This window comes from Stutzerimonas sp. KH-1 (assembly GCF_054483855.1).
In genome coordinates this window covers 1,198,145-1,221,663 of record NZ_CM137011.1, presented here as the reverse complement: position 1 = coordinate 1,221,663, position 23,519 = coordinate 1,198,145, and the positions used below count along the sequence as shown (strand labels likewise).

Here is a 23,519-nt window from a genome sequence, read left to right as displayed (position 1 = left end):
GCCAAGCCGCTGCGTCTGTCAGCCCTCGCCTCACATCCAGCCGAGCGTGAGCGCCATTACCATCAGATAACGACCGGTCTTGGCCAGGCTGACGATCAGCAGGAAGCTCCACAGCGGCTCGCGCATCACCCCGGCCACCAGGGTCAGCGGATCGCCGATGATCGGCACCCAACTGAGCAGCAGGGTCCAGCGGCCGTAGCGGTGATAGCTGGCTTGCGCCCTCGCCAGCTGACGCTCGTTGACCGGGAACCAGCGCTTGTGACGAAAGTGCTCGACATAACGGCCCAGCAGCCAGTTCACCAGCGAGCCCAGTACGTTGCCCAGACTCGCCAGTGCCACCAGCTCCCATGCGGCATAGCGTTCGGTCAGCAGCAGCCCGGCCAGCACGGCTTCGGACTGCATGGGCAGCAGGGTCGCAGCGCCGAAGGCTGCCAGGAACAGGCCGAGATAGCCGGAAAGCTCGAACATCCACCGTCCCGTGAAGCAGTCTCTGAGTGGTGCGGCAGTATGCTCGAAACAGGTCTGCGCTTACATCTCGTGGATGCGGCTGACCTGGCGCGCCAGGCGCATCGTCTCGTGCTCCTCGAGCTGCAGCAGGTCCTCGGCCAGGTTGCGCGCACCGTCGATCTCGGCCCGACGCGCGAGGGAGCGGTAGAGGTCGATGACCTGGTTGTGGATGGTGAAGATATCCAGCGATATCTCCTCCACGCTCATGGTGTCGTAGGCTTTGCAGGCCTGGTTGCGCAGCACCGGATTGCGCGTCAGGTAGTCGTAGATCCAGGTATGCAGCGCTTTCGGATCGGCATGTTTCTCGATCTTGTCGACCGTTTCAGCCAGTACTCGCTCGTGATCGGCGAGATAGACCAGCAGCCATTTGGCACGGGTCTCTTCGTGCTTGTCGGAACAACGAGCCATGCAGCGGGCGAGCATGGCGTGGGTATCGCGTGTCCAGTCGATCAGGTCTTCGAATCGCTCGATCTTCATCGCCAAGTCTCCCCTGTGTGGCGGCAAACAGCACGGCGCCGATCGGCCTGCTGTCGCTCGAGTCTGTCCACGGCTCAGGCTCTCTGCCATGACCCTGGTTAAGAGATTAGCTCAGCCTGTCTCGGCGCGACCCGCAGCAGCGCCCAACCTTGCTACAGATCATTGCCGAGCGGACCCGCACGACCGACGATCTTGCCTTCATCAGCAGCCCCGCTCGCCACCAGCGGCGGGATTCATGGATGCATGCTCATGTTCCAGATCTTGCTGCGCAGCCTTCTGTTATTCCTGTTGGGCACAGCGGCTCCGACCTATGCCTTGGCCAACCCGCCGGTGCTGGAAGTGTTCGTACGCGACGGCTGTCCGCACTGCAGCGCGGCCAAGGATTTTCTCGTCGAACTGGCCGAAAGGCACCCGCAGCTGGAGATTCGCCTCCGCGAGGTGGACCGTGACCCCTCGGCCCGCGCCGACTTGCTGCGACTATCTCGTGAAGCCGGTAGCTGGCCACCGGCAGTTCCAACCTTCGTGATCGGCGAGCGTCTGCTGGTCGGCTTCGATGATGCCGAGCACAGCGGCGCGCAGCTGATCGCGCTGGTCGAACAGTCGGTGCCGCAACCCACCACATTGGAGAGCAGGCTGTTCGGCAACCTCAGCCTGGAACGTCTGGGCCTGCCGCTTTTCACCCTTGCCCTCGGCCTGCTGGACGGATTCAACCCGTGCGCCATGTGGGTCCTGCTGTTCCTGCTGTCGCTGCTGGTCCGCCTGCGCGATCGCCACCGCATGGCGCTGATCGCCGGTACCTTCGTGCTGGTCAGCGGCGCGGTGTACTACCTGTTCATGGCAGCCTGGCTGAACCTGTTCCTGCTGGTCGGCCTGTCGTCCTGGTTGCTCGCAGGGTTGGCACTGTTGGCGGTGCTTATCGGCCTCATCAATCTGCGTGACGGCCTGCGGCCTGCCGGCGGCTTCGCGCTGTCGATACCGGCCTCCGCCAAACCCGGGCTCTATGCACGGATGCGTCGGATTCTGCAGAGCCAATCGCTATGGCCCGCTCTCGGCGGCGTCGCGGCGCTGGCTTTGGTGGTCAATTTCGTCGAGCTGCTGTGCACCGCCGGGCTGCCAGCGATCTACACCGCCGTACTGGCGCAGCAGCAACTGGGCGCGCTGGCCCATCATGCCTATCTCGGGCTCTACATCCTTGGCTATATCGCCGACGACGCGCTGATGGTGACCGTCGCGGTGCTCGCACTGAGCAGCCGCAAGCTCACGCAACGATCCGGCGCGACGCTGAAGCTGGTCAGCGGCGCGGTAATGCTGGTGCTGGGAGTCGTCATGCTGCTGCGGCCGGAATGGTTGCGCTAGCAGCCTGCGAGTGGGCGGCAAATCTGCTTCATCCAGACACTGCCGCCCGGCGGCGCGGCCTCAGCCGAACACCGTCACCGTCTGCCGGCTCAGGGCGATCAGCTCGCCGGATGGTGACCACAGCGCGGCGGCGCAATGGCCGTAACCGTCGCGGGCATGCTCGATCTCGGCGCGGTACATGCACCATTCATGGCTGTCGAGCACGGGCATCGGCTGGATGAACTCGATGGTCCAGGTCAGCGAGCTGCCCGGCGCGAAGCTCTTGAGGTGCGGCAGCACGGCGGGCGGCCAGGCATCCACCAGCGCCAGCAGGTGCGCCTCGGTCATCGGCTCGCGAGGAACATCGCCACGCTGGCGCACCCAGCCGCCCATCTGGCGGGAAGCGTTGCCGCTGAACGGCAAGCCACCGATGCCCCAGCGCATCGCCAGGTAGCGGGTGAACTCCGGCGTCACGCCCGGTACGTAGGGCAGCTCCTGGCAGGCTTCCACTGGCGGCATGGACGGACCGGGCTCGGCCGGCACATCGATCACCGAGCTACGCGGCGCGCCAAAGCTGCCCTGAACGATGGTGACCACTTGGCCGTCCTGCATCACCCGGCCGAGCATCTGGCTCACCGCCTTGCCCTCACGCAGCACTTCGGCCTCATAGCTTGCGGGCTTGTCCACTGCCAGCGGACCGACGAAGGTGATCGCCAGCGAGCGCAGCGGGCGCCCCTCCGGCACCTTGGCACGCATGCTCTCGAAGACCAGCGCTGCGACCAGGCCGCCGAAACCCGCACGCCCCTGCCCCCAACTGGCCGGCACAACTACGCTCTCGGGATTGTCACGCACCGCTTGCAGCAGCTCGCAAAGCTCCATATCCACCTCGTTATCGTTCGTTATGCCGGCGATGTTAAAGGCGCATGGTGGGCCGCGCGACCCTGTCTGGCAGAAGCAGCCGGATGAAATGCCGAATCATCCATGCCGGCAATGAACGAATGTCAGGAACGCCGCGACGGGGCAGCGAGACGCCAGGGCATGGCACGTCGGACAGTGGTCAGGGCACGCGACAGTTCGTCCCCCGCTCCGGGCTGCTGCGCATAGCGCTGTGCCTCGTACAGCCTGACGAAGGCGCGAATGGCTGGCGCCTGTTCGGGCAGCTCGGCGGCAGCCCGCTCGGCGAAGCTGCGCGCGCCCTCGCCTTTGAGGCGGCGAATGCCCTGGCGTGCCAGCAGGCGTTCGAAGCGATCGAACTGGCGCTGCTGAACATCCTTTTCCCGCCGCCAGGGTTTGAACAGCACGAGCGCCAGTATTCCGGTCAGCAGCCCGAGCACGGCGACCAGGCCCAGACCGAGCGCCTGGCCGTCGAGCTTGCCGAACCAGCGCTGCAGCATCTGCGACTGCTGCTCATCCTGATAATTGAGTACCCAGCGCTGCCAGCCGTAATTGAGGCTGTCCCAGCGCAGGCGCAGGGTGTTCATCCAACCGATGTCACGGTAGCGCAGCAGTGACATCGGTTCGTCGGCGAGAAAGCTCTGCTCGCGGGCCAGGGCCTGCTCCAGCCCCTGCTCGACGCGCTCGGGCGCGACCTGGAAAGTCGGGTCGACACTGACCCAACCGCGCTCGGCGATCCAGTACTCGACCCAGGCGTGGGCGTCGAACTGGTGAACGGAAAGGTAGTTGCCCGCCGGGTTGACCTCACCGCCCTGGTAGCCGGCCACCACGCGCGCCGGAATGCCCGCCGCACGCAGCACGAAGGTCATGGCACCGGCGTAGTGTGCGCAGAATCCGCTGCGGGTCTGGAACAGGAAGTCATCGACGATATCGCTCCCCACCGGCGGCGGCTCCAGGGTGTAGTGATAGGGCTGGCGGTTGAAGTGCTTCAACAGCGCTTCCACCATCGCCTGCGGCTCCTGCGCAGAGTGCCGTAGCTCGGTGGCCCAGGCGCGAGCGCGTGGATTGCCCTGCTCCGGCAGCTGCAATGCGCGCCCGAGGCTCGCCGGTGCGCTGGTCGCTTCGCGACGCGCGTCCAGCCAGGAGGTCGCCTGATACATCAGCGGCTTGTTCACCGGCTGGCGGCGCTGGAGATGAAAATCCGCCATCAGCTGTGCCTCGGCGGACGCCACCTGCGCGACGTCCAGGGCGAACAGCCAGGGCTGGCCGCTGGGCTGCATGACCACGCTGTAGCTGAGCGGGTCGCCCAGCGCCTGCCACTCCGGTGCCTGCGGCACGTTGGATGCGTAGGACTGCGACCAGCGCCGGCCATCGAAACGCTCGAAGGTCACCGCGCGCCAGTAGAGCTGGTCGCGAGGGGGAATCTCGCCGTCGAAGCTGACACGAAACGCCAGTTCCGCCGAGCGCCCCAACCGCGCGATATCGCCAGGCGCCATGTGGTCGGCCAGTCCGGTCGTACCCCTGTCACCGGCCTGCGGCAGCGACCACAGCGGTGGCAGGCGGGGAAAGAACAGGAACAGCACCAGCATCAGTGGCACGGCCTGCAACAGCAGCGCGCCGGCCAGCCGCACGGTCGGCCACGGCCGCGTCACCAGGCTGCTCTGCTGCAGGCCGATCATCGCGGCGAGCAATGAAGTGACCGGAAGGAGGCTGTAGAGCCCGGCGAGCAGGCTGTCCTCGAACAGGTAGCTGGTCACCACCGCGAAGAAGCCGAGAAAGATCAGCACCAGCGCATCGCGGCGGGTACTCATCTCCACCAGCTTGAGGATGAATGCGGCAATCAGCAGCACCACACCGGCCTCGAGCCCAACCAGGCTGCCGCGGGAGAAGTACACCCCGAAGCCCGCCCCGATCATCAACAGTGCCTTGGTCCAGCTGCGCGGGTAACGAGCGCGCATGCGGAAGATCTGGATTCGCCAGCCCGCACAGCCCAGCCACAGGCCGATGATCCACAGCGGCAGATGGGTGAGATGCGGCAGGATCACCAGCACCTGCGCCACCAGCAGCCAGATCAGGCTGTTGCGTGGAATACCCGGCTTCGCACTCATGCATCGTCCCCATCAGCCAGACCGTGCAGCGCCAGCGCACGCAGGCAGGCATCTCGATGCGCCTGGCCGCTGTCCGGGCCGAACAAGCCGGCCGGCAGCCGCAGCGCGAACGGCTGCTGCTTTTCGCTGAGGTCGATTACCCAGTGGCAGAGCACCGACAGCCGTTGCTCGGTATCGCCGGTAAGCGCGTCGAAATCCAGCAGCGGATCGTTACCGAGCAGGCTGGCGAAATCCTTCACCAGCAGGCCCTGGCCGCGCGAATAGGCCTTCCAGTGCAGGCGTCGACGCGGATCGCCCGGCTGCCAGGCCCGCAAGCCCTGATAGTCGTCGACGCCCGAGCCCCGCGTCAGCACGCCTTCATCCTCGGTCTCCGGCGCGCTGCCGCCCTGGGGATGCTCGGCTGCCGACGGCCGCGGGTAGACGAGCGCGGCCAGCTCCAGGTCGATCCAGCTCCAGGCCACCAGCAGCCCCAGCGGGAAACGGCTCTCCACCCGCACCCGGCCCGGTCGCAACCAACCGCGGCGACGGGTCGGCAGGCTCAACTCGACCTCGACGGTGCCGCCAGCCGGAACGTCGACCAGGCGCAATCCGCTCCCCGGCCAGCCCAACGCAACGGCCTGATAGGCACGCCCCTGGCTTTCCAGGCGGACGCGCAGCAAGGCCTGCTCGCCGACGAATGCCGCCGTGGTGCCGCCGGCCTGCAATACCAGCCCGGCAAGGTTGCGCCAGGTGTGCAGGATGGTGACCAGATAGAGGGAGCCGAGCAGGAATGTCAGCCCATAGGCCAGGCTGTTCTGGTAGTTGATCGCGGTGAGCAGCATCAGCAGCAGCGCAGCCATGAACGTCAGCCCCACCGCCGTGGGCATGATGAAGATTCGCCGCTGGTTCAGCCGCACGCTGGAAGCCGGCGGTATGCGCCGCAGCAGCCAGCGGTCGCGAAAGCGCGGTAGCAGCCTCACGCCGGACGCCCGCAGTACGGCGCGGACAGCTGCCTCACAGCGCCGGCACCTCGCGCAGCAGCCATTGCACCAGCGCACCACCGCCGTGACCGGTGGCATCCGCGCGCTCGCGCAGGCGGTGGCCGACCACGGTGGGCAGCACCGCCTGCACATCCTCCGGAATCACGTAGTCGCGCCCGTCGAGGAATGCCCAGGCGCGGGCGGCCGCCAGCAACGCCAGGCTGCCGCGCGGCGACAGCCCCCAGGCGAACTGCGGCTGAGTGCGCGTGGCCTCCACCAGACGCAGCACGTAATCGACAAGGGCATCGCTGACCCGCACATGGCCGACTGCATCCTGGATTGCCCGCAGTTCGTCGTGCTGCAGCAACGGTTCGAGTCGGGTCAGCAGATCGCGCCGGGATTCACCCAGCAACAGGGACTTTTCAGCCGCCTTGGCGGGGTAGCCCAGGGAGACGCGCATAAGAAAGCGGTCCAGTTGCGACTCCGGCAACGCGAAGGTGCCGCCAGAGCTCACCGGGTTCTGCGTGGCGATGACGAAGAACGGCTCGGGCAAGGGGCGTGTCGCCCCTTCGATGGTGACCTGGCCCTCCTCCATGGCTTCGAGCAGGGCGCTCTGGCTTTTCGGCGTGGCGCGATTGATCTCGTCGGCGAGCACCAGCTCGGCGAAGATCGGCCCGGGATGGAAGACGAACTGTCCGCTGTCCTTGTCGAACACCGAGGTGCCGAGAATGTCGCCTGGCAGCAGGTCGGAGGTGAACTGGATGCGCTGGAATTCCAGGCCCAGCACCTTGGCCAGGGCATGACTCAGGGTGGTCTTGCCCATCCCGGGCATGTCCTCCACCAGCAGGTGACCGCGGGCCAGCAGGCAGGCCATGGCCAGCCGGACCTGCGCCTCCTTGCCGAGCAACACTTCATTGACTGCTTGCAGGCAGGCGTCCAATCGGGTGCGCATAGACTCTCCTTGGTTCGTCCTCCAGCGATGCTACTTGCCGCAAGCAGCCAGGCAAAGCGCTGGAAACGCCCGGTGACGACTTTGTGATATGCAGCCGGAAGGTGTGCAGCTGTGTGCTCAGCACTACGGCAAGCGATGCCGAAGGAACGCTGGGGGGTGGGAGAGTCATGCGCAGAGCAGTGGCCACTGCTTCAGCCAGTTGCAGGGCTGGAACGGCCGGGCCTGCTTGCGCAAGCATAGCCGGCCCGAGCGGGCCGGCCCATGTTGGAGCTCAGCGTCCGGCGCGGGATTCGCGCAGATAGAAGCGCGCCTTCTGCGCCTTCTGCGTGCAACCGCGGAAGGCTTCGAACTGCTGCTGGGTCTTGGCGCCGGTCAGCAACGCCATGGCCTTGGAATAGCTCACGGTGCCGGCAAAGCCTTCGGCTTCCGCCAGGCTCTGCTCCTTCCATGCGGCATCCAGCTCCGCGGCGCAGCTGTCACGGTAAGCGGTCTTGCCGGCACAACCGGCCAGCAGCACAACCAGCAAAGGCAAAGTCAGCCAGGTTTTCATCGCATCATCCCTCATGTGCCATTCAGGGTTACGGCGCGTTGCGCGCCTTACGGTTACGCAGATACTCGACCACGGACGGCTGGTCACCGGCGAACTCGATCCGCTCGGCCTTGCTTTCGCGCTGGTAGGCGTACATCGGGTCGTAATATTCGCCCAGCAGCGCCTCGATCCAGGCGCGATGCAGATCGACCGCACCGCTGCGGGCCTGCTCCGCCAACGCCTGATCCATCAGCAGCGCCAGGCGCTGATAACGCTCCCCGCCGAGCCGCTTGTTGATATTGACCAGACTTTGCTGAAGACGCTCAGCGAATGCAGCGAAACCGTTCTCATCCTGTTCGGCGATGAACTCGGCGCACAGGTCGATCACGTAGTCCTTGAGGATGCGCTCGACCCGGCCTTGCAGGCTGTCCTCCAGCCAGATCAACGGAAACTGCTGCATGCCCTGGAACAGCGGCAGCGGGATGGAGCAGCGCCCGACCAGACGCGCCTCGTCCTCGAGCACGAAGCTTTCGATCCCTGCCGCGCGCATCTTCAGCAGGCGGATCGCCAGCGCGTTCTCGAAATCGATCTGCGAGGGCTGCGGCGTGGCGCGCTTGCCGAAGCTGGAGCCACGGTGATTGGCCAGGCCTTCCAGGTCCAGGCTGTTATCCAGCTGCGCCAGCACTTCGGTCTTGCCGGTACCGGTCATGCCGCCCACCAGGACGAAAGCGCACTGCTCGACGGCCTGGTCGATGGTCTCCAGCAGGAAGTGGCGCATCGCCTTGTAGCCGCCGACTACCCGCGGGTAGTCGATGCCCATCTCATCCTTCAGCCATTGCTGAACGATCTTCGAGCGCAAACCGCCACGGAAGCAGTACAGGTAGCCATCCGGATGAGCTCGGGCGAAGTCCGCCCAGGCCTGCAGCCGCTCGGCCTTGGTCTTGCCGGACACCAGCTGATGGCCCAGCTCGATGGCGGCTTTCTGGCCGTGCTGCTTGTAGCAGGTGCCAACCTTCTGCCGCTCCACATCATTCATCAGCGGCAGATTGACCACGCCGGGAAAGGCCCCCTTGCCGAACTCCACCGGCGCACGGGCATCCATCATGGGGACGTCGTTGAGGAACAGCTCGCGATAATTCTCCGTGTCGCCGCGCATCAACGTACCTCGACCGCATGGCTACGCGCGGCGACCAGCTGGCCGATCGGCTCCAGCGCTAGGCCGAGCTGGGCGCAGACCGAGCGGAACTCCGCCTCGCCCTCCGGCGTCACGGCGACCAGCAAGCCACCACTGGTCTGCGGATCGCAAAGCAGTGGTTTATGACGTTCGTCGAGCGCGGCGATGCGCTCCCCATAGCTGTCGAAATTGCGCTGGGTGCCACCCGGTACGCAGCCCTGCTCCAGGTAGTATTCGATGCCAGGCAGGCGCGGTACGCGGGCGTATTCGATCTCCGCGGTCAGGCCGCTGCCATCGGCCATCTCCACCAGATGGCCAAGCAGGCCGAAGCCGGTCACGTCAGTCATGGCACGAACGCCTTCAAGCTTGCCGAAGCGGCTGCCGGCTGTGTTCAGCGTGCACATCCAGTCGCGGGCCAAGCCGACGTCCTCGCTGCGCAGCTTGGCCTTCTTCTCGGCGGTGGTGAGGATGCCGATGCCCAGCGGCTTGGTCAGGTACAGCTTGCAGCCGGCGGTAGCGGTGTCGTTGCGCTTCATCTGGCGCTTGTTCACCAGACCGGTGACGGCGAGGCCAAAGATCGGCTCAGGCGCATCGATCGAGTGCCCGCCAGCCAGGGGAATGCCGGCGGCATCGCAGACGGCACGGCCACCTGCGATCACTTCTCGGGCGACTTCCGGCGGCAACACATTGACCGGCCAACCGAGGATCGCGATGGCCATCAGCGGGTCGCCGCCCATGGCATAGATATCGCTGATCGCATTGGTGGCGGCGATGCGGCCGAAGTCGAAGGGATCGTCAACGATGGGCATGAAGAAGTCGGTGGTCGAGACCACGCCGCGCTCCTCGTCGATGCCGTACACCGCCGCGTCATCGCGCGAGGCATTGCCGACCCACAGGCGCGGATCGAGGTTCTGCGCACCGCTGCCGGCAAGAATCACGTCCAGCACCTTGGGCGATATCTTGCAGCCGCAGCCGGCGCCGTGACTGTACTGGGTGAGGCGGATCGGTTCGCTCATCGGGCTCTCTCGTGGCACATGCACAAACGGGCGGCGATTGTAGCAAAGGCCGCTGTAGATTCGCCGGTTGCCGCCGGATTCGGGCATGCAACGACAGGCTCGAGCGTGGCGAGGCCCCGATCAGCCCTTGCAGGCTTGCCGGCCAGGCACGAAGCTATCGCGAGTGCCACAGGGAGATACGCATGAGTAAGAGAGTTGCACTGGTATTGGGATCAGGTGGCGCACGGGGCTATGCGCATATCGGCGTGATCGAGGAGCTGGAGGCACGAGGCTATGAGATCGCCTGCATTGCAGGCTGTTCAATGGGCGCGGTCGTCGGCGGCATCTATGCAGCCGGCAAGCTCGACGAGTACCGCAGCTGGATCGAAAGCCTCGATTATCTGGATCTGCTGCGCCTGGTCGACCCGAGCTTCAGTCTCGGCGCGATCCGCGGCGAAAAGGTCTTCGGCCGCATCCGCGACATGGTCGGCAAGACCCGCATCGAGGATCTGCCGATTCCCTTCACGGCGGTCGCCACCGACCTGACCAATCAGCAGGAGATCTGGTTTCAGGAAGGCAGCCTGGAACTGGCGATGCGCGCCTCCGCGGCCATCCCGAGCCTGTTCACGCCGGTCATGCAGGGCAACCGCATGCTGGTCGACGGTGGCCTGCTCAATCCCCTGCCGATCGTCCCGGTGGTCTCGGCGCATTGCGACATGATCATCGCGGTCAACCTCAACGCCAACAATCACAAGCAGTACCCGCTGCCGGAGATCGAGCGCCCGGGTCGCTTCGACTCGCTCATGACCTCGATCAGCTCGCACATCCCGTTCTGGCGCAAGGACGAAGCCGAGCTGACCGAGCAGATCGAAGACATCCGTGCCGGCGAACTGACCCGCGGCGATCAGCCGCCGGCGGCGCCAACCAGCCGCGGCGCGCCGCGTTCGGCAGAGGGCTCGACGGTGATCGACGTGACCGGCCCGGCGTCGCTGCTGGAGCTGATCAACCAGAGTTTCGACGTCATGCAGTCATCGCTGGCGCAGTACAAGATCGCCGGCTACCCGCCCAACGTGCTGGTCAACATCCCCAAGCGCGCCTGTCGCTTCTACGAGTTCTACAAGGCGCCCGAGCTGATCGCCCTCGGGCGCATCGTCGCCCATGACGCGCTGGTGCGTTACGAAGAGGAGCAGTGAGCGCTGCCTGACGCTACGGGCCGACCGACTCGCGCTACTCGCCTGGAAGCTGTGTCGACTCGTGGGCCGGCATCTTCGGCACCTCCTTGATCAGCCAGTCGCCGAGCAGACTGTAGGCGACCGCGAGTAGCGTCGGACCGAGGAACAGGCCCATGAAGCCGAAGGCCAGGATGCCGCCGAATACCCCGAGCAGCACCACCACCAGCGGCAGGTTGCCGCCCCGGCTGATGAGATAGGGCTTGAGCACGTTGTCCACGCCGCTAATGACAAACATGCCCCAGACGCCGAGGAACACCGCCATGCCGTAGTCGCCCTGCCAGGCCAGCCAGGCGACCGCCGGCCCCCAGACCAGCGGCGGCACCATGATGAAGCTGCAGGCGAAGGTCAGCAGCCCCAGTACCAGCGCACCAGGGATGCCGGCGATGAGAAAGCCGATGTAGGCCAGAATGGCCTGCGCCGCGGCGGTCCCGATCACCCCGTTGACCACGCGCTGCACCGTTCCGGCCACTAGTTCGAGGTAATGATCCGCGCGATCGCCGATCAGCCGGTGCAACAGACTGTGCACGAAGGCCGACAGACGCGGGCCGTCGCGGTAGAAGAAGAACACCAGCACCAGACTAAGTGCCAGCTCAAGCATGCCGCCACCGATTCGCGCACTGCGCACCAGCAGCCAGTTGGCGACCTGACCGATGTAGGGGCGGATGCTGGCGATCAGAGCCGTACCCTGCTCATCCACAGTGTTCCAGAAGCTCACCAGTGTATCGCCGACGAAGGGCAGCTCACCCAGCCATGTCGGCGCAGGCGGCAGGCCCTCGACCTGCAGATCATGCAGTAACGCGTTTGCATCGCGAACCTGGTCAGCGATGTTGAACCCCAGCCAGACCAGCGGCACGGCCACCAGCACCATCCAGCTGAAGGTGAGCAAGCCAGCGGCAAGCGTGGCGTTGCCGTTCAGCCAGCGGGTCAGCAGGCGCATTAGCGGCCAGCTGGCGAAAGCCAGCACGGCAGCCCAGAACAAGGCGGAAGCAAACGGAGCCAGCACCCACAGGCAAGCCGCAAGCAGGCCGAGGAGCAGAATCTGCACCAACAAGCGATCATTGTTGAGCATGCACTAGGTACTCTATCGAGAGGAGCGGCGCGTGCTGACTATCAGCACGCGCGCAGAGATCGGCTATTGCAGCCGCTCCAGGGCGTCAGCGCAATAGCCTGATGAGCAGACCGGCCTGCTCGGAATCATCCACCTCGAGCCGTCCGGGGCGAATGCGTTCGACGATCAGCGCCTCGCGCCAGGCTACCGCACCGCGTCCGGCGAGGCTGATGCGCATGGTACTGTCCAGGCGCAACATGCTGGCCAGGATGCCGCCCCACTCTGCCGTCGGCTCATCGGCAAGACGAGGCAATTGCAGCTCACCGGTGCTGCGCAATTGCCGCAACAGGGTCGCCGCGGTGGGCAATACCTCCCCCAGCGGTTGTTCCGGCCGAAGCTGCTCCACATGCAGATAGGGCCGGCCATTGCCACGGGTAATACCGTAGAGCGCGACCAGGCGGCCATCGACCTCCGGCAAACGTGCCAACAGGTAGGCCTGCTGGCCCTCGGGCCCGTAAAGCATGGATTTGCCGAAAATGGCGTTGGCCCAGAGGCTGCTGGAACCACATTCGCGCCCTTCGCACCAGAAAAGCAGCTCAGCACCCTGGCGCAAGAGTTCGCCCCGGGCCTGGGTGAACGCTTCGATACCGGCGTGCGTAGCTGGTAGCAGGTAAGTGATGGCCGTAAGTTCGCCAGAAACGGTGACTTGTGCAGCCATACGCAGTTTGCCGCTGATCCGGCGGATCGAATCCTGCGGATAGACGCGTTCCTGCACCTGCCCCTGCCGATAATCGACGATCTGAGCCTGAGCAAATCGGGAAAGCGTATCCAGATCGGCACTGCCGGGGATATCGGCGGCCCCCGCTGCACCAGCGAACAGTACCGATGCCACTATCCATGCACTTCGCATAACACTCCTCAATGGACATGGGCACGAGACTGACATCGATGAATAGCCAGCCTGGAACAATGACGCCGGCCGAGGACCGATCAGCTCACAGCCCGCATGAACGCGCTGGCCAGCCAGCGCCGCTGCCAGCCTCACCACTTGCCAAAAACAAGTCAAGCGAGGCTTTACGAGAGAGTATTGCAGAGGTGTGCAGCTGCTACGCCTGAAAGAACGTGTTGAATAGCGAGGCGACCGCTTCGGCGCCGGCTTCGTCGTCCAGATGCAGATGATGCCCGCCGGGCAGTTCGCGAACGGCGAACGGTAGCCCCTGGACCAGCGAGCGCAGCTCTGGCTGGGTCATCAACCCGCCCTCTGCCAGCACCAGGCTGGCTGGACACGCCACCCGCTCGACGAACGCCAGGGCGTGGGCGCGTGTCAGGCGCATCGCCGAAGGCAACATGAGGCGCGCATCGGTGCGCCAGGTGTAACCTCCCGGCACCGGCATCAACCCGCGCTGAGCCAGCAGCTGCGCAGCCTCGTGACTGACCGCACCAACGCCTTTCATACGCGCAGCAACGGCCTGATCAAAGGTGGCATAGACCGGCTTGCGTTTGTCATCGACCGCCAGCAGCGCCTCGATCGCCGCACCCAGCTTCTGCGGTGCTTCGTCCGCTTCGCCGGTGTACGGAATCACACCATCGATCAACGCCAGCCGCTCAATCCGCTCGGGCAACGCACCGGCCAGGAGGACCGAGACGATCGCCCCCATGGAATGTCCGAGCAGGGAGAAACGCTTCCAGCCGAACTGCTCGGCGACTTGCAGCACGTCGTGGGCATAGTCCCAGATGTTGTAACTGGCCCCGACCGGACGATGGTCGGAATGGCCGTGACCTGGCAAATCGAGCGCAACGATGCGCAGCCCCTGCAAGCGCGGCGCAAGCCGGGTGAAGGTCGCCGCGTTGTCCAGCCAGCCGTGCAAGGCAATCACTGGCTGACCATCTTCAGGCCCGTACAGGTGGGCCGCTACCTCGAGGTGAGGCAGGCTCAGTCGGACCTCTTCGAACAGGACACTCATGCCGCCCCCTTGGATAGCTCCAGCTGCGCACCCCAGCGGCCGAGCAGCTCGCGCAATTTCTCGGCGGTCTGCTGCGGCCGCTCGAACGGGAACATGTGCCCACCGGGTAGCGTATGCGCTTCGCCACGCGCCATCAGCCGCAGCAGGTAGCCGTGATGCGGCAGCACCACGCGGCTTTCGCGGCCACGCACCATGGCCAGTGGAATCCTCAGTGCCGGCGGCCAGCCCGGCGTGAGATGCGGCACGCTGCGGTAAATGCTGATTTCGGTCTGCGGATCGAAGCGCAGACGCATTCCCTGCCCTGTCGGCTCCAACCCATGTTCGATATAGGCTTCCAGACATTCCGGGTCGAAGCTGCTGAACAAAGCCTTGCCGGCGAAGTAGGCACGCGCTTCCTCGGCGCTGGAAAACTGCTCGCGACGTCCAAGCGTACGGCCAGCCGGGGTCAGTCGGTCGATGAAGCCCAGGCGCTTGGCGGCCCAGATGACGGTCTGGTCGAACCAGGTCGGCAACGGTGAATCGAGCATGACCACCCCGTGATAGAGGTCGGGCCGCAACAATGCCGCGCGGTAGTGCAGCATGCCGCCAAAGGAATGTCCCACACCCCAGACCGGCTCGCGCAGACGTTCGAGCTGCTCGAACAGTTCCTCGAGCAGGTTGTTCCAGTTGTCATCCACCGGAAAGCGCGGATCGTGACCGTGACGATCCATGTGCGTGACCTGATATTCCGGCGCGAGCGCCTCGAACAGCTTGCGATAGGTCGCCGAAGGAAAGCCGTTGGCGTGGGCGAAGAAGATGCGTTGCGTCATGAAGAAAGTGTTGCCGGACGGACTGGATCGCCATTGTCCGGCAGGCCCCGGCAGGCAGCAATCGCCATAGTCCTGCCGAATGAAGGGCATTCAGGCCAATCAGCAGGCCGCAATGGCGACCCGCCCCGTGCTCAGTTCCTTTCCAGCGGCACGATTGCGACGGTCAGCCGGGAAATGCAGCTGGGCTTGCCGTCCTCACCACTCAGGCGGATGTCCCAGACGTGAGTGGAGCGCCCCAGATGCACCGGTCGGCACACACCTGTGACGCGACCGCTGCGCAAGCCGCGCAGATGGTTGGCGTTCACCTCGAGCCCGACGCAGTAGAACTTGCTGGTATCGATGCAGTGATAACTGGCCATGGAACCGAGGGTCTCGGCCAGGACGACCGAAGCACCACCATGCAAAAGGCCGTAAGGCTGATGGGTGCGGGCATCGACCGGCATGCTTGCCGTGATCGATGACTCGTCGAACGATTCGAAGCGGATATCCAGCAATTCGCTGATGGTGTTCTTGCGCGTGCTATGCAGTGCTTCCAGGTCGGGCTGACGGTGCCAGATGCTCAAGGGACGTGCTCCTGATGGTTATTGTCGTTAGCTCACCTCACACGGAGCGGCGAGGTGAGCAGCAGCAACCCTAACCAACGTCGTGCAGCGATACCAGTCGCATCAGCCCGCCGGCGATCGCCTCGCCTTCGAGCTCCGCCAGCGATGCAGTTGCCATCGGCAGCGGATCGCCATAGTGGCCGTTGACCAGCCAACCGGCCAGGTTGCCGACGAAGGGCTGGTGGGTGACCAGAAGCAGATCGTGCTCGCCACGCGAATCGAGCGCTCTCAGGGCCTCCTGCAGATCCGACTCGGGCGTGGCCCAGTCCACGGTTTCGCGCTGGCCGCTGAAGCCCAGCGCCGCGCAGACCTCGTCCGCAGTCTGCTGCGCGCGCCGGTACGGGCTCACAAGGATCGTCTGCAGCGGTTTGCCTCGCAGAAAGGTAGCGCTGCGCCGGACATCTCGACGCCCACCCTCCGTCAGATTGCGCTCGGCATCGGTGCGCGCGTTCGGCTCGGCGTGACCATGACGCAACAACCACAGCCTCATGGTGCCGGTCCCTCCTTCGGCTGCTCCGGCGCTGCGGGAGGTGCCGGCGGTGTCAGCTCGACGTCAGCCGGTCTCGGTGCCGGCCAGTCGGACAGCGGCCAGGGCTTTTGCTCGGTATTGAAAGTAGCGAAGCGCCCGATCTGCGCAACGTACTGACTGAGGCTGTCACCGAAGCCCTGCAGACTGGCGTCCGGATGACCCTTGACCAGACGCAGCACCAGCTGCAGGACCACCACGACCAGCAGCACCAGTTCGGCCAGTTGCCAGACGAAGAAGAAGATCAGCATCCAGACGGCTCGTAGAATCAAGGATTCCCGGTCCGTCGCCTGATTGGATTGGTTCATGGAGTCTCCTGGAGCTCGGTTCAGAATCCGTCGGTTGAAATGAAATCCACGTCGGTCTTGGGCTCACCGCGCATCAGCATGGCGATGATCTGATCGAGCGTACGACCCTCGAACAGAATGGCGTGCAACCCCGCGACCAGCGGCATGTAGACCTGCAGTTCCTCGGCCTTGCATTTGAGCACCTTGATGGTGTTCACGCCTTCGGCAACTTCGCCCAGGCGTGAAACCGCCTCGTCCAGGCTTAATCCTTCGCCAAGCGCATAGCCCACCTGGAAGTTGCGGCTCTTGGGTGAAGTACAGGTGACGATCAGGTCGCCGACACCGGCCAGGCCGAGAAAGGTCATGGGGTTGGCCCCCAGCTTCACCGCGAAGCGTGTCATTTCCGCCAGGGCCCGGGTGATCAGCATGCTGCGCGTGTTTTCGCCCATGCCCAGCGCGGCTGCCATGCCGGCCATGATCGCGTAGACGTTCTTCAGCGCCCCGCCCAACTCGACACCGAAGCGATCGGAACTGGCGTAGACGCGGAAGGTACGACCATGCAGGACCTGCTGTACGCTGCGACACAACGCCTCGTCCTGACTCGCCACGACGGTAGCGGTCAGGGCATGGTCGGCCACTTCACGAGCCAGGTTCGGCCCAGACAGCACGCCGATACGAGCCTGCGGCGCAATCTGCTCGAGAATCTGGCTCATCAGCGTGAAACCGTCCGCCTCGATGCCCTTGGTGGTGCTGATCAGCATCTTGCCGCCCAGCTGTGCGGCGAACGGCTGCAACGCCTGGCGCAGGGCGCTGGAGGGCAGCGCGACGAAAACCAGCTCGCAAGCTTCAAGGGTCGACGCCAGATCCGTGGTCGGCTCCACCTGCGGCAGAACCTCGACGCCCTTCAGGTACCGAGGGTTCTGCCGCTGCGTACGTATGCACTCGGCCTGCTGTGCATCGCGCATCCAGAGCAGGACGTGATGCCCGTTCTCGGCCAGCAGATTGGCGATCGCGGTACCGAAACTGCCGCCGCCGAGTACCGCGATGGATTGCTGTTGTGTCATGTGGTTTCCGTTATGAGCCATTCGCAATGGCAGTGACGGGCATTATACGTTTCATGCTGGCGGCCACCAGCGCAAAGCCAAACCCCGACAAATCATCGACTTAGCGCCGTGTCTGCGCCGCTGAGATACGTATTTTCGAGCAATAGGCAACCGTCACTGCAACGATTGTCTATAGAGGACACGCTGTCGCAAGGTCCTCGTTAGTAGCTCAGGAGTGTTAAAGTAGCCGCCCAATTCTGTCTTTGCGCCCTTCGGCCACAGATATGGCATGAGTGGCGTCGCTGTTGCCAGGCTGTGACTTTAGCCACAACACGGCAGTCTATGACTAGTCTTGATGATCAGGCCTTCGAATTCTGGGCCCGGTATGTAAGCAGCAAAGCCCTCTGTACGGGGCCCATTGAGGAATACGCATGACCAAACAACACGCCTTTACTCGGGAAGACCTGCTTCGTTGCAGCCGCGGCGAACTCTTCGGTCCCGGTAATGCGCAACTGCCTGCGCCGAACATGCTGATGGTCGACCGTATCGTTCACATCAGCGAAGTGGGCGGCAAGTATGGCAAGGGCGAGCTGGTCGCCGAACTGGATATCAACCCTGATCTCTGGTTCTTCGCCTGCCACTTCGAAGGCGATCCGGTCATGCCCGGCTGCCTGGGCCTCGATGCCATGTGGCAGCTGGTCGGCTTCTACCTCGGCTGGCAGGGCAACCCTGGCCGCGGCCGCGCCCTCGGCTCGGGCGAAGTGAAGTTCTTCGGTCAGGTGCTGCCGACCGCGAAGAAGGTCACCTACAACATCCACATCAAGCGCACCATCAACCGCTCGCTGATTCTCGGTATCGCCGACGGCACCGTTAGCGTTGATGGCCGCGAGATCTACAGTGCCGAAGGCTTGCGCGTCGGCCTGTTCACCTCTACCGACAGCTTTTGAAGGACATCCGCATGCGTCGCGTCGTGATCACTGGCCTGGGTATCGTTTCCTGCCTGGGCAATGACAAAGAGACCGTCTCCGGCAACCTGCGCGCCGGCCGCCCCGGCATTCGCTTCAACCAGTCCTACGCGGACATGGGGCTGCGCAGTCAGGTTTCCGGCTCCGTCAACCTGAACCTCGAAGAGCTGATCGACCGCAAGGTCCTGCGCTTCATGGGGGACGCTGCCGCCTACGCCTACCTGGCGATGGAGCAGGCGGTGAAGGACGCCGGCTTCAGCCTGGATGACATTTCCAACCCGCGCATCGGCCTGGTGGCCGGCTCGGGTGGCGCCTCCACCATCAATCAGATGGAAGCCATCGACATCCTGCGCGACAAGGGCGTCAAGCGCATCGGCCCATACCGCGTGCCGCGCACCATGAGCAGCACCGTCTCGGCCTGTCTCGCCACCCCGTTCCGCATCAAGGGCATCAACTACTCCATCGCTTCGGCCTGCGCCACCAGCGCGCATTGCATCGGCCATGCCATGGAGCAGATCCAGATGGGCAAGCAGGACGTCGTCTTCGCCGGTGGTGGTGAGGAGGAGCACTGGAGCCAGAGCTGCCTGTTCGACGCCATGGGTGCCCTGTCCAGCCAGTACAACGAAACCCCGGAAAAGGCCTCGCGCGCCTACGACGCCAAGCGTGACGGTTTCGTCATCGCCGGCGGCGGCGGCATGGTGGTGGTCGAAGAGCTGGAGCATGCCCTCAAGCGCGGCGCCAAGATTTACGCCGAGATCGTCGGCTACGGCGCCACTTCCGACGGCTACGACATGGTCGCACCGAGCGGTGAAGGCGCCCTGCGCTGCATGCAGCAGGCGATGTCCACCGTCGAGGGCTCGATCGACTACCTCAACACCCACGGCACCTCCACCCCGGTGGGCGACGTGGCCGAGATCAAGGCCGTGCGTAACATGTTCGGCGACAAGGTCCCGACCATCAGCTCGACCAAGAGCCTGTCCGGCCACTCGCTGGGCGCCGCCGGCGTTCACGAAGCGATCTACTCGATGCTGATGATGGAAGGTAACTTCATCGCCGGCTCGGCCAACATCGACGAGCTGGACCCGGAAGTCGCCGACATGCCGATCCTTCGCGAAACCCGCGAGAACGCTCAGATCGACACGATCATGAGCAACAGCTTCGGCTTCGGCGGCACCAATGCCACGCTGGTACTGCGCCGCTACAAGGCCTGAGCCAGCAGCAAGCGACACATGAGAACGGCGCCCTAGGGCGCCGTTCTTGTTTCCGCGATCAGTTGATTCAGACGCGCCGCTCAGCACCCTCGTCGATATCGCCATGGGCGATACAGGAGGCTGCAGTGAACAGCACGTCAGTCGACGAGTTCAGCGCGGTTTCTGCCGAGTCCTGCACCACGCCGATGATGAAGCCGACCGCCACGACCTGCATCGCCAGGTCATTGGAGATCCCGAACAGGCTGCAGGCCAGCGGAATGAGCAGCAGCGAGCCGCCGGCGACACCCGAGGCCCCGCAGGCGCAGACCGCCGCCAACAGGCTCAGCAGCACCGCCGTGGCGATATCCACCTGAATGCCGAGAGTATTGACCGCAGCCAGCGTAAGCACCGTGATGGTGATTGCCGCCCCACCCATGTTGATGGTCGCACCCAGCGGGATGGACACCGAGTAGGTGTCCTTGTGCAGCCCGAGACGCTGGCACAACTGCATGTTCACCGGAATATTGGCAGCCGAACTGCGCGTGAAGAAGGCCGTGATGCCACTCTCACGAAGGCAGGTGAGTACCAGCGGATAGGGATTGCGGCGAATCTGCCAGAACACGATCAGCGGGTTCATCACCAGCGCCATGAACAGCATGGCGCCCACCAGCACGAGCAGCAGCCGGACATAGCCCAGCAGCACATCGAAGCCCGAATCGGCCAGCGTACCGGCGACCAGGCCGAACACACCGAGCGGCGCGAAGCGGATCACCACCTTGACGATCAGCGTGACGCCATCGGACAGGTCGCCAATCAGCCGCCGCGTGCTGTCCTGTGCATGGCGAAAGGCGAAGCCGAGACCGATTGCCCACGCCAGGATGCCGATGAAGTTGCCATTGAGCAGCGCACGCACCGGGTTGTCGACGATATTGAACAGCAGCGTATTGAGGACCGCTCCTACCCCGGACGGCGGTATCACGTCAGTTGCTTCGCTTACCAGCGTCAGCGAGGTCGGAAACAGGAAGCTCGCCAGCACCGCAACCGCCGCCGCACTCAGCGTACCCAGCGCGTAAAGCACGATGATGGGCCGTATGTGGGTGGGCTGACCGCGCTTGTGGTTGGCCAGTGACGAAGTCACCAACACGAATACCAGAACCGGCGCTACGGCCTTGAGCGCCTGAACGAACAGGTCGCCCAGCAGCGCGGCCGATTTGGCGGCAGCCGGCAGGAAGAGCGCCAGTAACGCTCCGACGACCAATCCGATGACGATCTGGAGTACCAGACTGGTGCGACTGATGAAGCGGACGATTCGAGGCATATCGGACATAGGCGCATCTCGCAGCTGGGAAAGAACGACCCCGAACGGACCGTTCCTGCCATGGAAAAACGCGGGATGGTACGCCGCTGGACCGCCCATGCCCAGCATTGAGCTGTCACGGGTGGGCGAAGTAGTCGGCTCGAAGCGCTTGAAGAACAAAGGGCGCCCTGGCGAGCGCCCTCGGGATCAGACCTGGAAGCGTGCCACGAGATTGTTCAGGTCGATCGCCAGGCGTGCCAGCTCCTGACTGGCTGCACTGGTCTGGTTTGCACCCGCTGAAGATTGCAGCGACAGATCGCGAATGTTCACCAGATTGCGATCAACCTCTCGGGCGACCTGAGCCTGCTCCTCCGACGCACTGGCGATCACCAGGTTGCGCTCGCTGATCTGGCTGATCGCGCTGGCGATGCCATCGAGCGCCTCACCGGCTGCCCGCGCCAGCTCCAGCGTGGTCCTGGCGCGCTCATTGCTCGCCTGCATGGCATGCACCGCCTTGTCGGTGCCCTGATGTACATCGCCGATCATCTGCTCGATTTCCGCGGTCGACTGCTGTGTGCGGTGCGCCAGAGCCCTCACCTCATCGGCAACCACGGCGAACCCCCGTCCAGCATCACCGGCGCGCGCCGCTTCGATAGCCGCGTTGAGGGCCAGCAGGTTGGTCTGCTCCGCGATGGAGCGAATCACGTCCAGCACCTTGCTGATATCGCGTACCTGGCCTGCCAACCGCTCCACCTCGGCGGCCGTCTGGGTTACGTCGCCCGCCAGCAGGTCGATCGACTCGACCGTGCGGATGACCTGCTGGCGACCATGCTGCGCCGTCTCGTCGGACTCGCGCGAGGCTTCGGACGTCGCGACGGCATTGCGCGCTACCTCATCCACCGCGGTGGTCATTTCGTTGACTGCGGTGGCGGCCTGCTCGATCTCGTGGTTCTGCTGATGCAAGCCACGGGTAGAGTCTTCGGTCACGACGTTGAGCTCTTCCGCCGCCGAAGCCAACTGGTTGGAGGAGTGGGAAATACCCTGGATGGTCTCGCGAAGACTTTGCTGCATGGCCTGAAGCGCGACGAGCAGGCGCGCGGGTTCATCATTCCCGACGAAGTTGATGCCACGAGTGAGGTCACCACCGGCAATGACTTCCGCCACGCTCACCGCCTCCGCCAGTGGTTGCACGATGCTGCGGGTCAACAACATCGCCAGCACGACGGTGGCAATGAGCGCCAGAACGATCGCAACGACTACGCCCTGGAAGGCATTGTCCGCCACATCGAGGGCATGAGCGCTAGCTGCATTGGCGGCCTTGCGGTTGAGATCGATCAGGTCGGCGACCGCCTGGGAAGTTTTGAGCGCGTGTTCGTTGAGCTCGCCTCGGGTGAGGCTGATCGCCTCATCCACGCGGCCCTCCAAGGTTAGCTCTACCATCTTGCGCTGAAAGCCCTCGTAGCGCGCCAGCGATTGATCGAACGCCGCAAGCAAAGCCTTCCCCTCCACGCTGGCGATCAGCCGATCCAGCTCCTGGCGCTCTTCGGCCAGCGTCTTGCGCACCGCATCGAGCCCAGCCGCCCCTGCGTTCCGCTCACCCGGTTCAACGATCAGCAATCGCAACGTTCCTGCACGAATCATCAGAAACCGCTGATTGATCTGACCGAGCAACTGAATGGTCGGCAGGAGTTGCTGGTCAACGTGTTCAGCTTCGTCTTCCATTACTGTTATTCGGGACAACGCAAACGCACCCAACAGAAAGACAAACAGTGCGACGACGCCAAATCCCAAGCCTGCCCTCGTGGCAATTCTCATTTGTCTGAACATGACGCGACCCTCGTGATTACGGTAGATAAACCGTATATCGGTTCGATTGACGCATCACTTGACGCCAGGCAAAGAAATATGTTTATCGAACGATAACCGATCTCAACCGAAACCAGCGGGGACGTTCACTAGGTGAACGAGCGAATGGACACGGGGCTACATGCTCCATGAAATGAGGCAGCGTCACGCGCGTGGCCTGCTGCATCATCGAAAGGCAAAGCCGCTCACCCGAATCCTGCCGCCAATGAACGCCCCGAGGGTCCTAATCGACTAACGGTCCGACTGCGATTAGCCACTACTGCTCGCGTACCGTGAAGTGTTGCTCGGCCAGCTTGCGATCTCCCTGGAACACCATCATCCGCCACTCGCCAGGCACTACTTCGTGGGGCTCGGTGAATTCGAATGCCATGACATCCTGCTCCACGTCAGGGACCAGCGCCTGGACCACTTCGAACTTGTCGTGCCGTTTGCCGTCGGGCGTCTGCACACCTGGCGTCAGATAGAGCAACGTCAACGGCATATCAGCAGCCTGCTTGCCCACCAGGCGGTAACGCAGGCCGAACTTGCTGCCGAGTTTCGCGGGAATCTCGGTGGTCTGGCGGATCGACTGATCGCGTCGTGTCAGAACGCGCTCCCCGGGCTGGAAATCCTCTTTCGTTGTTTCGAACAGACCATATTCCACTGGTCCCATCACCTGCACGTCGGCTTGTGCAAGCGGCGCACTCATTCCCAGCACGGCCACGGCCAACGCCAAACGGACTAACGACATGTACCTGCTCCTTGATGGATTACGGAGCCG

Annotated in this window: 24 protein-coding genes; 4 read left to right on the top strand and 20 right to left on the bottom strand. The window is 64.1% G+C overall.

Features of this window, described 5'->3' with window-relative positions; all coding sequences use genetic code 11:
- Window positions 1-30: 30 nt before the first annotated feature.
- Window positions 31-468, bottom strand: a complete 438-nt coding sequence (locus ACX1DW_RS05960) for a YqaA family protein (RefSeq protein ID WP_011913057.1) — start codon at window positions 466-468, stop codon at window positions 31-33.
- Window positions 469-528: 60 nt separating this feature from the next.
- Window positions 529-984 carry a hypothetical protein gene (locus tag ACX1DW_RS05955; RefSeq protein ID WP_063543303.1) on the bottom strand — a complete coding sequence of 152 codons (456 nt, stop codon included), beginning with the start codon at window positions 982-984 and terminating at the stop codon, window positions 529-531.
- Window positions 985-1,233: 249 nt separating this feature from the next.
- On the opposite strand from ACX1DW_RS05955, the gene ACX1DW_RS05950 reads away from it, so the two are divergent.
- Window positions 1,234-2,340, top strand: a complete 1,107-nt coding sequence (locus ACX1DW_RS05950) for a glutaredoxin family protein (RefSeq protein WP_458992993.1) — start codon at window positions 1,234-1,236, stop codon at window positions 2,338-2,340.
- A gap of 60 nt (window positions 2,341-2,400) precedes the next feature.
- Here the strand turns inward: ACX1DW_RS05950 and ACX1DW_RS05945 are convergent, their stop codons facing one another.
- From ACX1DW_RS05945 to selD, 7 genes are all read right to left on the bottom strand, one after another.
- Complete coding sequence (locus tag ACX1DW_RS05945; RefSeq protein ID WP_063543307.1) at window positions 2,401-3,198, bottom strand: acyl-CoA thioesterase; 798 nt, start codon at window positions 3,196-3,198, stop codon at window positions 2,401-2,403.
- A 122-nt stretch (window positions 3,199-3,320) separates the two neighbouring features.
- On the bottom strand, window positions 3,321-5,321 hold the full coding sequence (locus ACX1DW_RS05940; protein ID WP_458992992.1) for a transglutaminase TgpA family protein: 2,001 nt from the start codon (window positions 5,319-5,321) through the stop codon (window positions 3,321-3,323).
- Window positions 5,318-6,280 carry a DUF58 domain-containing protein gene (locus ACX1DW_RS05935; RefSeq protein ID WP_133457023.1) on the bottom strand — a complete coding sequence of 321 codons (963 nt, stop codon included), beginning with the start codon at window positions 6,278-6,280 and terminating at the stop codon, window positions 5,318-5,320. Before ACX1DW_RS05935 ends, ACX1DW_RS05940 begins: the two co-directional genes overlap by 4 nt.
- Before the next feature lie 34 nt (window positions 6,281-6,314).
- On the bottom strand, window positions 6,315-7,232 hold the full coding sequence (locus ACX1DW_RS05930) for an AAA family ATPase (protein ID WP_102841263.1): 918 nt from the start codon (window positions 7,230-7,232) through the stop codon (window positions 6,315-6,317).
- 271 nt (window positions 7,233-7,503) lie between these two features.
- The gene (locus ACX1DW_RS05925) at window positions 7,504-7,782 is read right to left on the bottom strand and encodes a hypothetical protein (protein WP_011913049.1); all 279 of its coding nucleotides are present in this window, start codon (window positions 7,780-7,782) and stop codon (window positions 7,504-7,506) included.
- A gap of 28 nt (window positions 7,783-7,810) precedes the next feature.
- Entirely contained in the window at window positions 7,811-8,917 is a 1,107-nt protein-coding gene (gene mnmH, locus ACX1DW_RS05920) for a tRNA 2-selenouridine(34) synthase MnmH (RefSeq protein ID WP_458992991.1), read from the bottom strand.
- Complete coding sequence (gene selD / locus ACX1DW_RS05915; protein ID WP_458992990.1) at window positions 8,917-9,951, bottom strand: selenide, water dikinase SelD; 1,035 nt, start codon at window positions 9,949-9,951, stop codon at window positions 8,917-8,919. Before selD ends, mnmH begins: the two co-directional genes overlap by 1 nt.
- Window positions 9,952-10,133: 182 nt before the next feature.
- Between selD and ACX1DW_RS05910 the strand changes: the two genes are divergently transcribed.
- Window positions 10,134-11,123: a patatin-like phospholipase family protein gene (locus ACX1DW_RS05910; RefSeq protein WP_125876869.1), complete on the top strand. Its 990-nt coding sequence runs from the start codon at window positions 10,134-10,136 to the stop codon at window positions 11,121-11,123.
- Window positions 11,124-11,157: 34 nt separating this feature from the next.
- On the opposite strand, the gene ACX1DW_RS05905 is transcribed toward ACX1DW_RS05910, so the two are convergent.
- From ACX1DW_RS05905 to ACX1DW_RS05870, 8 genes are all read right to left on the bottom strand, one after another.
- The gene (locus ACX1DW_RS05905; RefSeq protein WP_458992989.1) at window positions 11,158-12,231 is read right to left on the bottom strand and encodes an AI-2E family transporter; all 1,074 of its coding nucleotides are present in this window, start codon (window positions 12,229-12,231) and stop codon (window positions 11,158-11,160) included.
- Between the two features lie 85 nt (window positions 12,232-12,316).
- Entirely contained in the window at window positions 12,317-13,120 is an 804-nt protein-coding gene (locus ACX1DW_RS05900) for a DUF4892 domain-containing protein (protein WP_049339651.1), read from the bottom strand.
- Window positions 13,121-13,316: 196 nt separating this feature from the next.
- Window positions 13,317-14,174, bottom strand: a complete 858-nt coding sequence (locus ACX1DW_RS05895; protein ID WP_458992988.1) for an alpha/beta hydrolase — start codon at window positions 14,172-14,174, stop codon at window positions 13,317-13,319.
- Window positions 14,171-14,983: an alpha/beta fold hydrolase gene (locus tag ACX1DW_RS05890; protein WP_156245974.1), complete on the bottom strand. Its 813-nt coding sequence runs from the start codon at window positions 14,981-14,983 to the stop codon at window positions 14,171-14,173. The genes ACX1DW_RS05895 and ACX1DW_RS05890 overlap by 4 nt, the downstream gene beginning before the upstream one ends.
- A 131-nt stretch (window positions 14,984-15,114) precedes the next feature.
- On the bottom strand, window positions 15,115-15,546 hold the full coding sequence (locus ACX1DW_RS05885) for a hotdog fold thioesterase (RefSeq protein WP_049339648.1): 432 nt from the start codon (window positions 15,544-15,546) through the stop codon (window positions 15,115-15,117).
- Window positions 15,547-15,616: 70 nt separating this feature from the next.
- Entirely contained in the window at window positions 15,617-16,075 is a 459-nt protein-coding gene (gene sixA / locus ACX1DW_RS05880) for a phosphohistidine phosphatase SixA (RefSeq protein ID WP_063543327.1), read from the bottom strand.
- The gene (locus tag ACX1DW_RS05875; protein ID WP_049339644.1) at window positions 16,072-16,419 is read right to left on the bottom strand and encodes a DUF4389 domain-containing protein; all 348 of its coding nucleotides are present in this window, start codon (window positions 16,417-16,419) and stop codon (window positions 16,072-16,074) included. Before ACX1DW_RS05875 ends, sixA begins: the two co-directional genes overlap by 4 nt.
- Before the next feature lie 20 nt (window positions 16,420-16,439).
- Window positions 16,440-17,462: an NAD(P)H-dependent glycerol-3-phosphate dehydrogenase gene (locus ACX1DW_RS05870; RefSeq protein WP_156245976.1), complete on the bottom strand. Its 1,023-nt coding sequence runs from the start codon at window positions 17,460-17,462 to the stop codon at window positions 16,440-16,442.
- 410 nt (window positions 17,463-17,872) lie between these two features.
- Between ACX1DW_RS05870 and fabA the strand changes: the two genes are divergently transcribed.
- Both fabA and fabB read left to right on the top strand, forming a co-directional pair.
- On the top strand, window positions 17,873-18,388 hold the full coding sequence (fabA, locus tag ACX1DW_RS05865; RefSeq protein ID WP_003285418.1) for a 3-hydroxyacyl-[acyl-carrier-protein] dehydratase FabA: 516 nt from the start codon (window positions 17,873-17,875) through the stop codon (window positions 18,386-18,388).
- 11 nt (window positions 18,389-18,399) lie between these two features.
- Window positions 18,400-19,617: a beta-ketoacyl-ACP synthase I gene (gene fabB / locus ACX1DW_RS05860; protein ID WP_011913036.1), complete on the top strand. Its 1,218-nt coding sequence runs from the start codon at window positions 18,400-18,402 to the stop codon at window positions 19,615-19,617.
- Between the two features lie 67 nt (window positions 19,618-19,684).
- Here the strand turns inward: fabB and sstT are convergent, their stop codons facing one another.
- The 3 genes from sstT to ACX1DW_RS05845 form a co-directional block, all read right to left on the bottom strand.
- Window positions 19,685-20,923 (bottom strand): serine/threonine transporter SstT, encoded by a 1,239-nt coding sequence (gene sstT / locus ACX1DW_RS05855; protein ID WP_125921235.1) that lies wholly within the window; start codon window positions 20,921-20,923, stop codon window positions 19,685-19,687.
- A 177-nt stretch (window positions 20,924-21,100) separates the two neighbouring features.
- Window positions 21,101-22,708, bottom strand: coding sequence for a methyl-accepting chemotaxis protein (locus tag ACX1DW_RS05850; protein ID WP_458993386.1), 1,608 nt, complete (start codon window positions 22,706-22,708; stop codon window positions 21,101-21,103).
- Window positions 22,709-23,015: 307 nt separating this feature from the next.
- Entirely contained in the window at window positions 23,016-23,489 is a 474-nt protein-coding gene (locus tag ACX1DW_RS05845) for a DUF3859 domain-containing protein (RefSeq protein ID WP_458992987.1), read from the bottom strand.
- Between the last annotated feature and the right edge of the window lie 30 nt (window positions 23,490-23,519).

Coding starts and splice junctions, on each gene's coding strand:
- ACX1DW_RS05960 (WP_011913057.1), bottom strand. CDS start 468: ATGTTCGAGCTTTCCGGCTATCTCGGCCTGTTCCTGGCAGCCTTCGGC.
- ACX1DW_RS05955 (WP_063543303.1), bottom strand. CDS start 984: ATGAAGATCGAGCGATTCGAAGACCTGATCGACTGGACACGCGATACC.
- ACX1DW_RS05950 (WP_458992993.1), top strand. CDS start 1,234: ATGTTCCAGATCTTGCTGCGCAGCCTTCTGTTATTCCTGTTGGGCACA.
- ACX1DW_RS05945 (WP_063543307.1), bottom strand. CDS start 3,198: ATGGAGCTTTGCGAGCTGCTGCAAGCGGTGCGTGACAATCCCGAGAGC.
- ACX1DW_RS05940 (WP_458992992.1), bottom strand. CDS start 5,321: ATGAGTGCGAAGCCGGGTATTCCACGCAACAGCCTGATCTGGCTGCTG.
- ACX1DW_RS05930 (WP_102841263.1), bottom strand. CDS start 7,232: ATGCGCACCCGATTGGACGCCTGCCTGCAAGCAGTCAATGAAGTGTTG.
- ACX1DW_RS05925 (WP_011913049.1), bottom strand. CDS start 7,782: ATGAAAACCTGGCTGACTTTGCCTTTGCTGGTTGTGCTGCTGGCCGGT.
- mnmH (WP_458992991.1), bottom strand. CDS start 8,917: ATGCGCGGCGACACGGAGAATTATCGCGAGCTGTTCCTCAACGACGTC.
- selD (WP_458992990.1), bottom strand. CDS start 9,951: ATGAGCGAACCGATCCGCCTCACCCAGTACAGTCACGGCGCCGGCTGC.
- ACX1DW_RS05910 (WP_125876869.1), top strand. CDS start 10,134: ATGAGTAAGAGAGTTGCACTGGTATTGGGATCAGGTGGCGCACGGGGC.
- ACX1DW_RS05905 (WP_458992989.1), bottom strand. CDS start 12,231: ATGCTCAACAATGATCGCTTGTTGGTGCAGATTCTGCTCCTCGGCCTG.
- ACX1DW_RS05900 (WP_049339651.1), bottom strand. CDS start 13,120: ATGCGAAGTGCATGGATAGTGGCATCGGTACTGTTCGCTGGTGCAGCG.
- ACX1DW_RS05895 (WP_458992988.1), bottom strand. CDS start 14,174: ATGAGTGTCCTGTTCGAAGAGGTCCGACTGAGCCTGCCTCACCTCGAG.
- ACX1DW_RS05890 (WP_156245974.1), bottom strand. CDS start 14,983: ATGACGCAACGCATCTTCTTCGCCCACGCCAACGGCTTTCCTTCGGCG.
- sixA (WP_063543327.1), bottom strand. CDS start 16,075: ATGAGGCTGTGGTTGTTGCGTCATGGTCACGCCGAGCCGAACGCGCGC.
- ACX1DW_RS05875 (WP_049339644.1), bottom strand. CDS start 16,419: ATGAACCAATCCAATCAGGCGACGGACCGGGAATCCTTGATTCTACGA.
- ACX1DW_RS05870 (WP_156245976.1), bottom strand. CDS start 17,462: ATGACACAACAGCAATCCATCGCGGTACTCGGCGGCGGCAGTTTCGGT.
- fabA (WP_003285418.1), top strand. CDS start 17,873: ATGACCAAACAACACGCCTTTACTCGGGAAGACCTGCTTCGTTGCAGC.
- fabB (WP_011913036.1), top strand. CDS start 18,400: ATGCGTCGCGTCGTGATCACTGGCCTGGGTATCGTTTCCTGCCTGGGC.
- sstT (WP_125921235.1), bottom strand. CDS start 20,923: ATGTCCGATATGCCTCGAATCGTCCGCTTCATCAGTCGCACCAGTCTG.
- ACX1DW_RS05850 (WP_458993386.1), bottom strand. CDS start 22,708: ATGAGAATTGCCACGAGGGCAGGCTTGGGATTTGGCGTCGTCGCACTG.
- ACX1DW_RS05845 (WP_458992987.1), bottom strand. CDS start 23,489: ATGTCGTTAGTCCGTTTGGCGTTGGCCGTGGCCGTGCTGGGAATGAGT.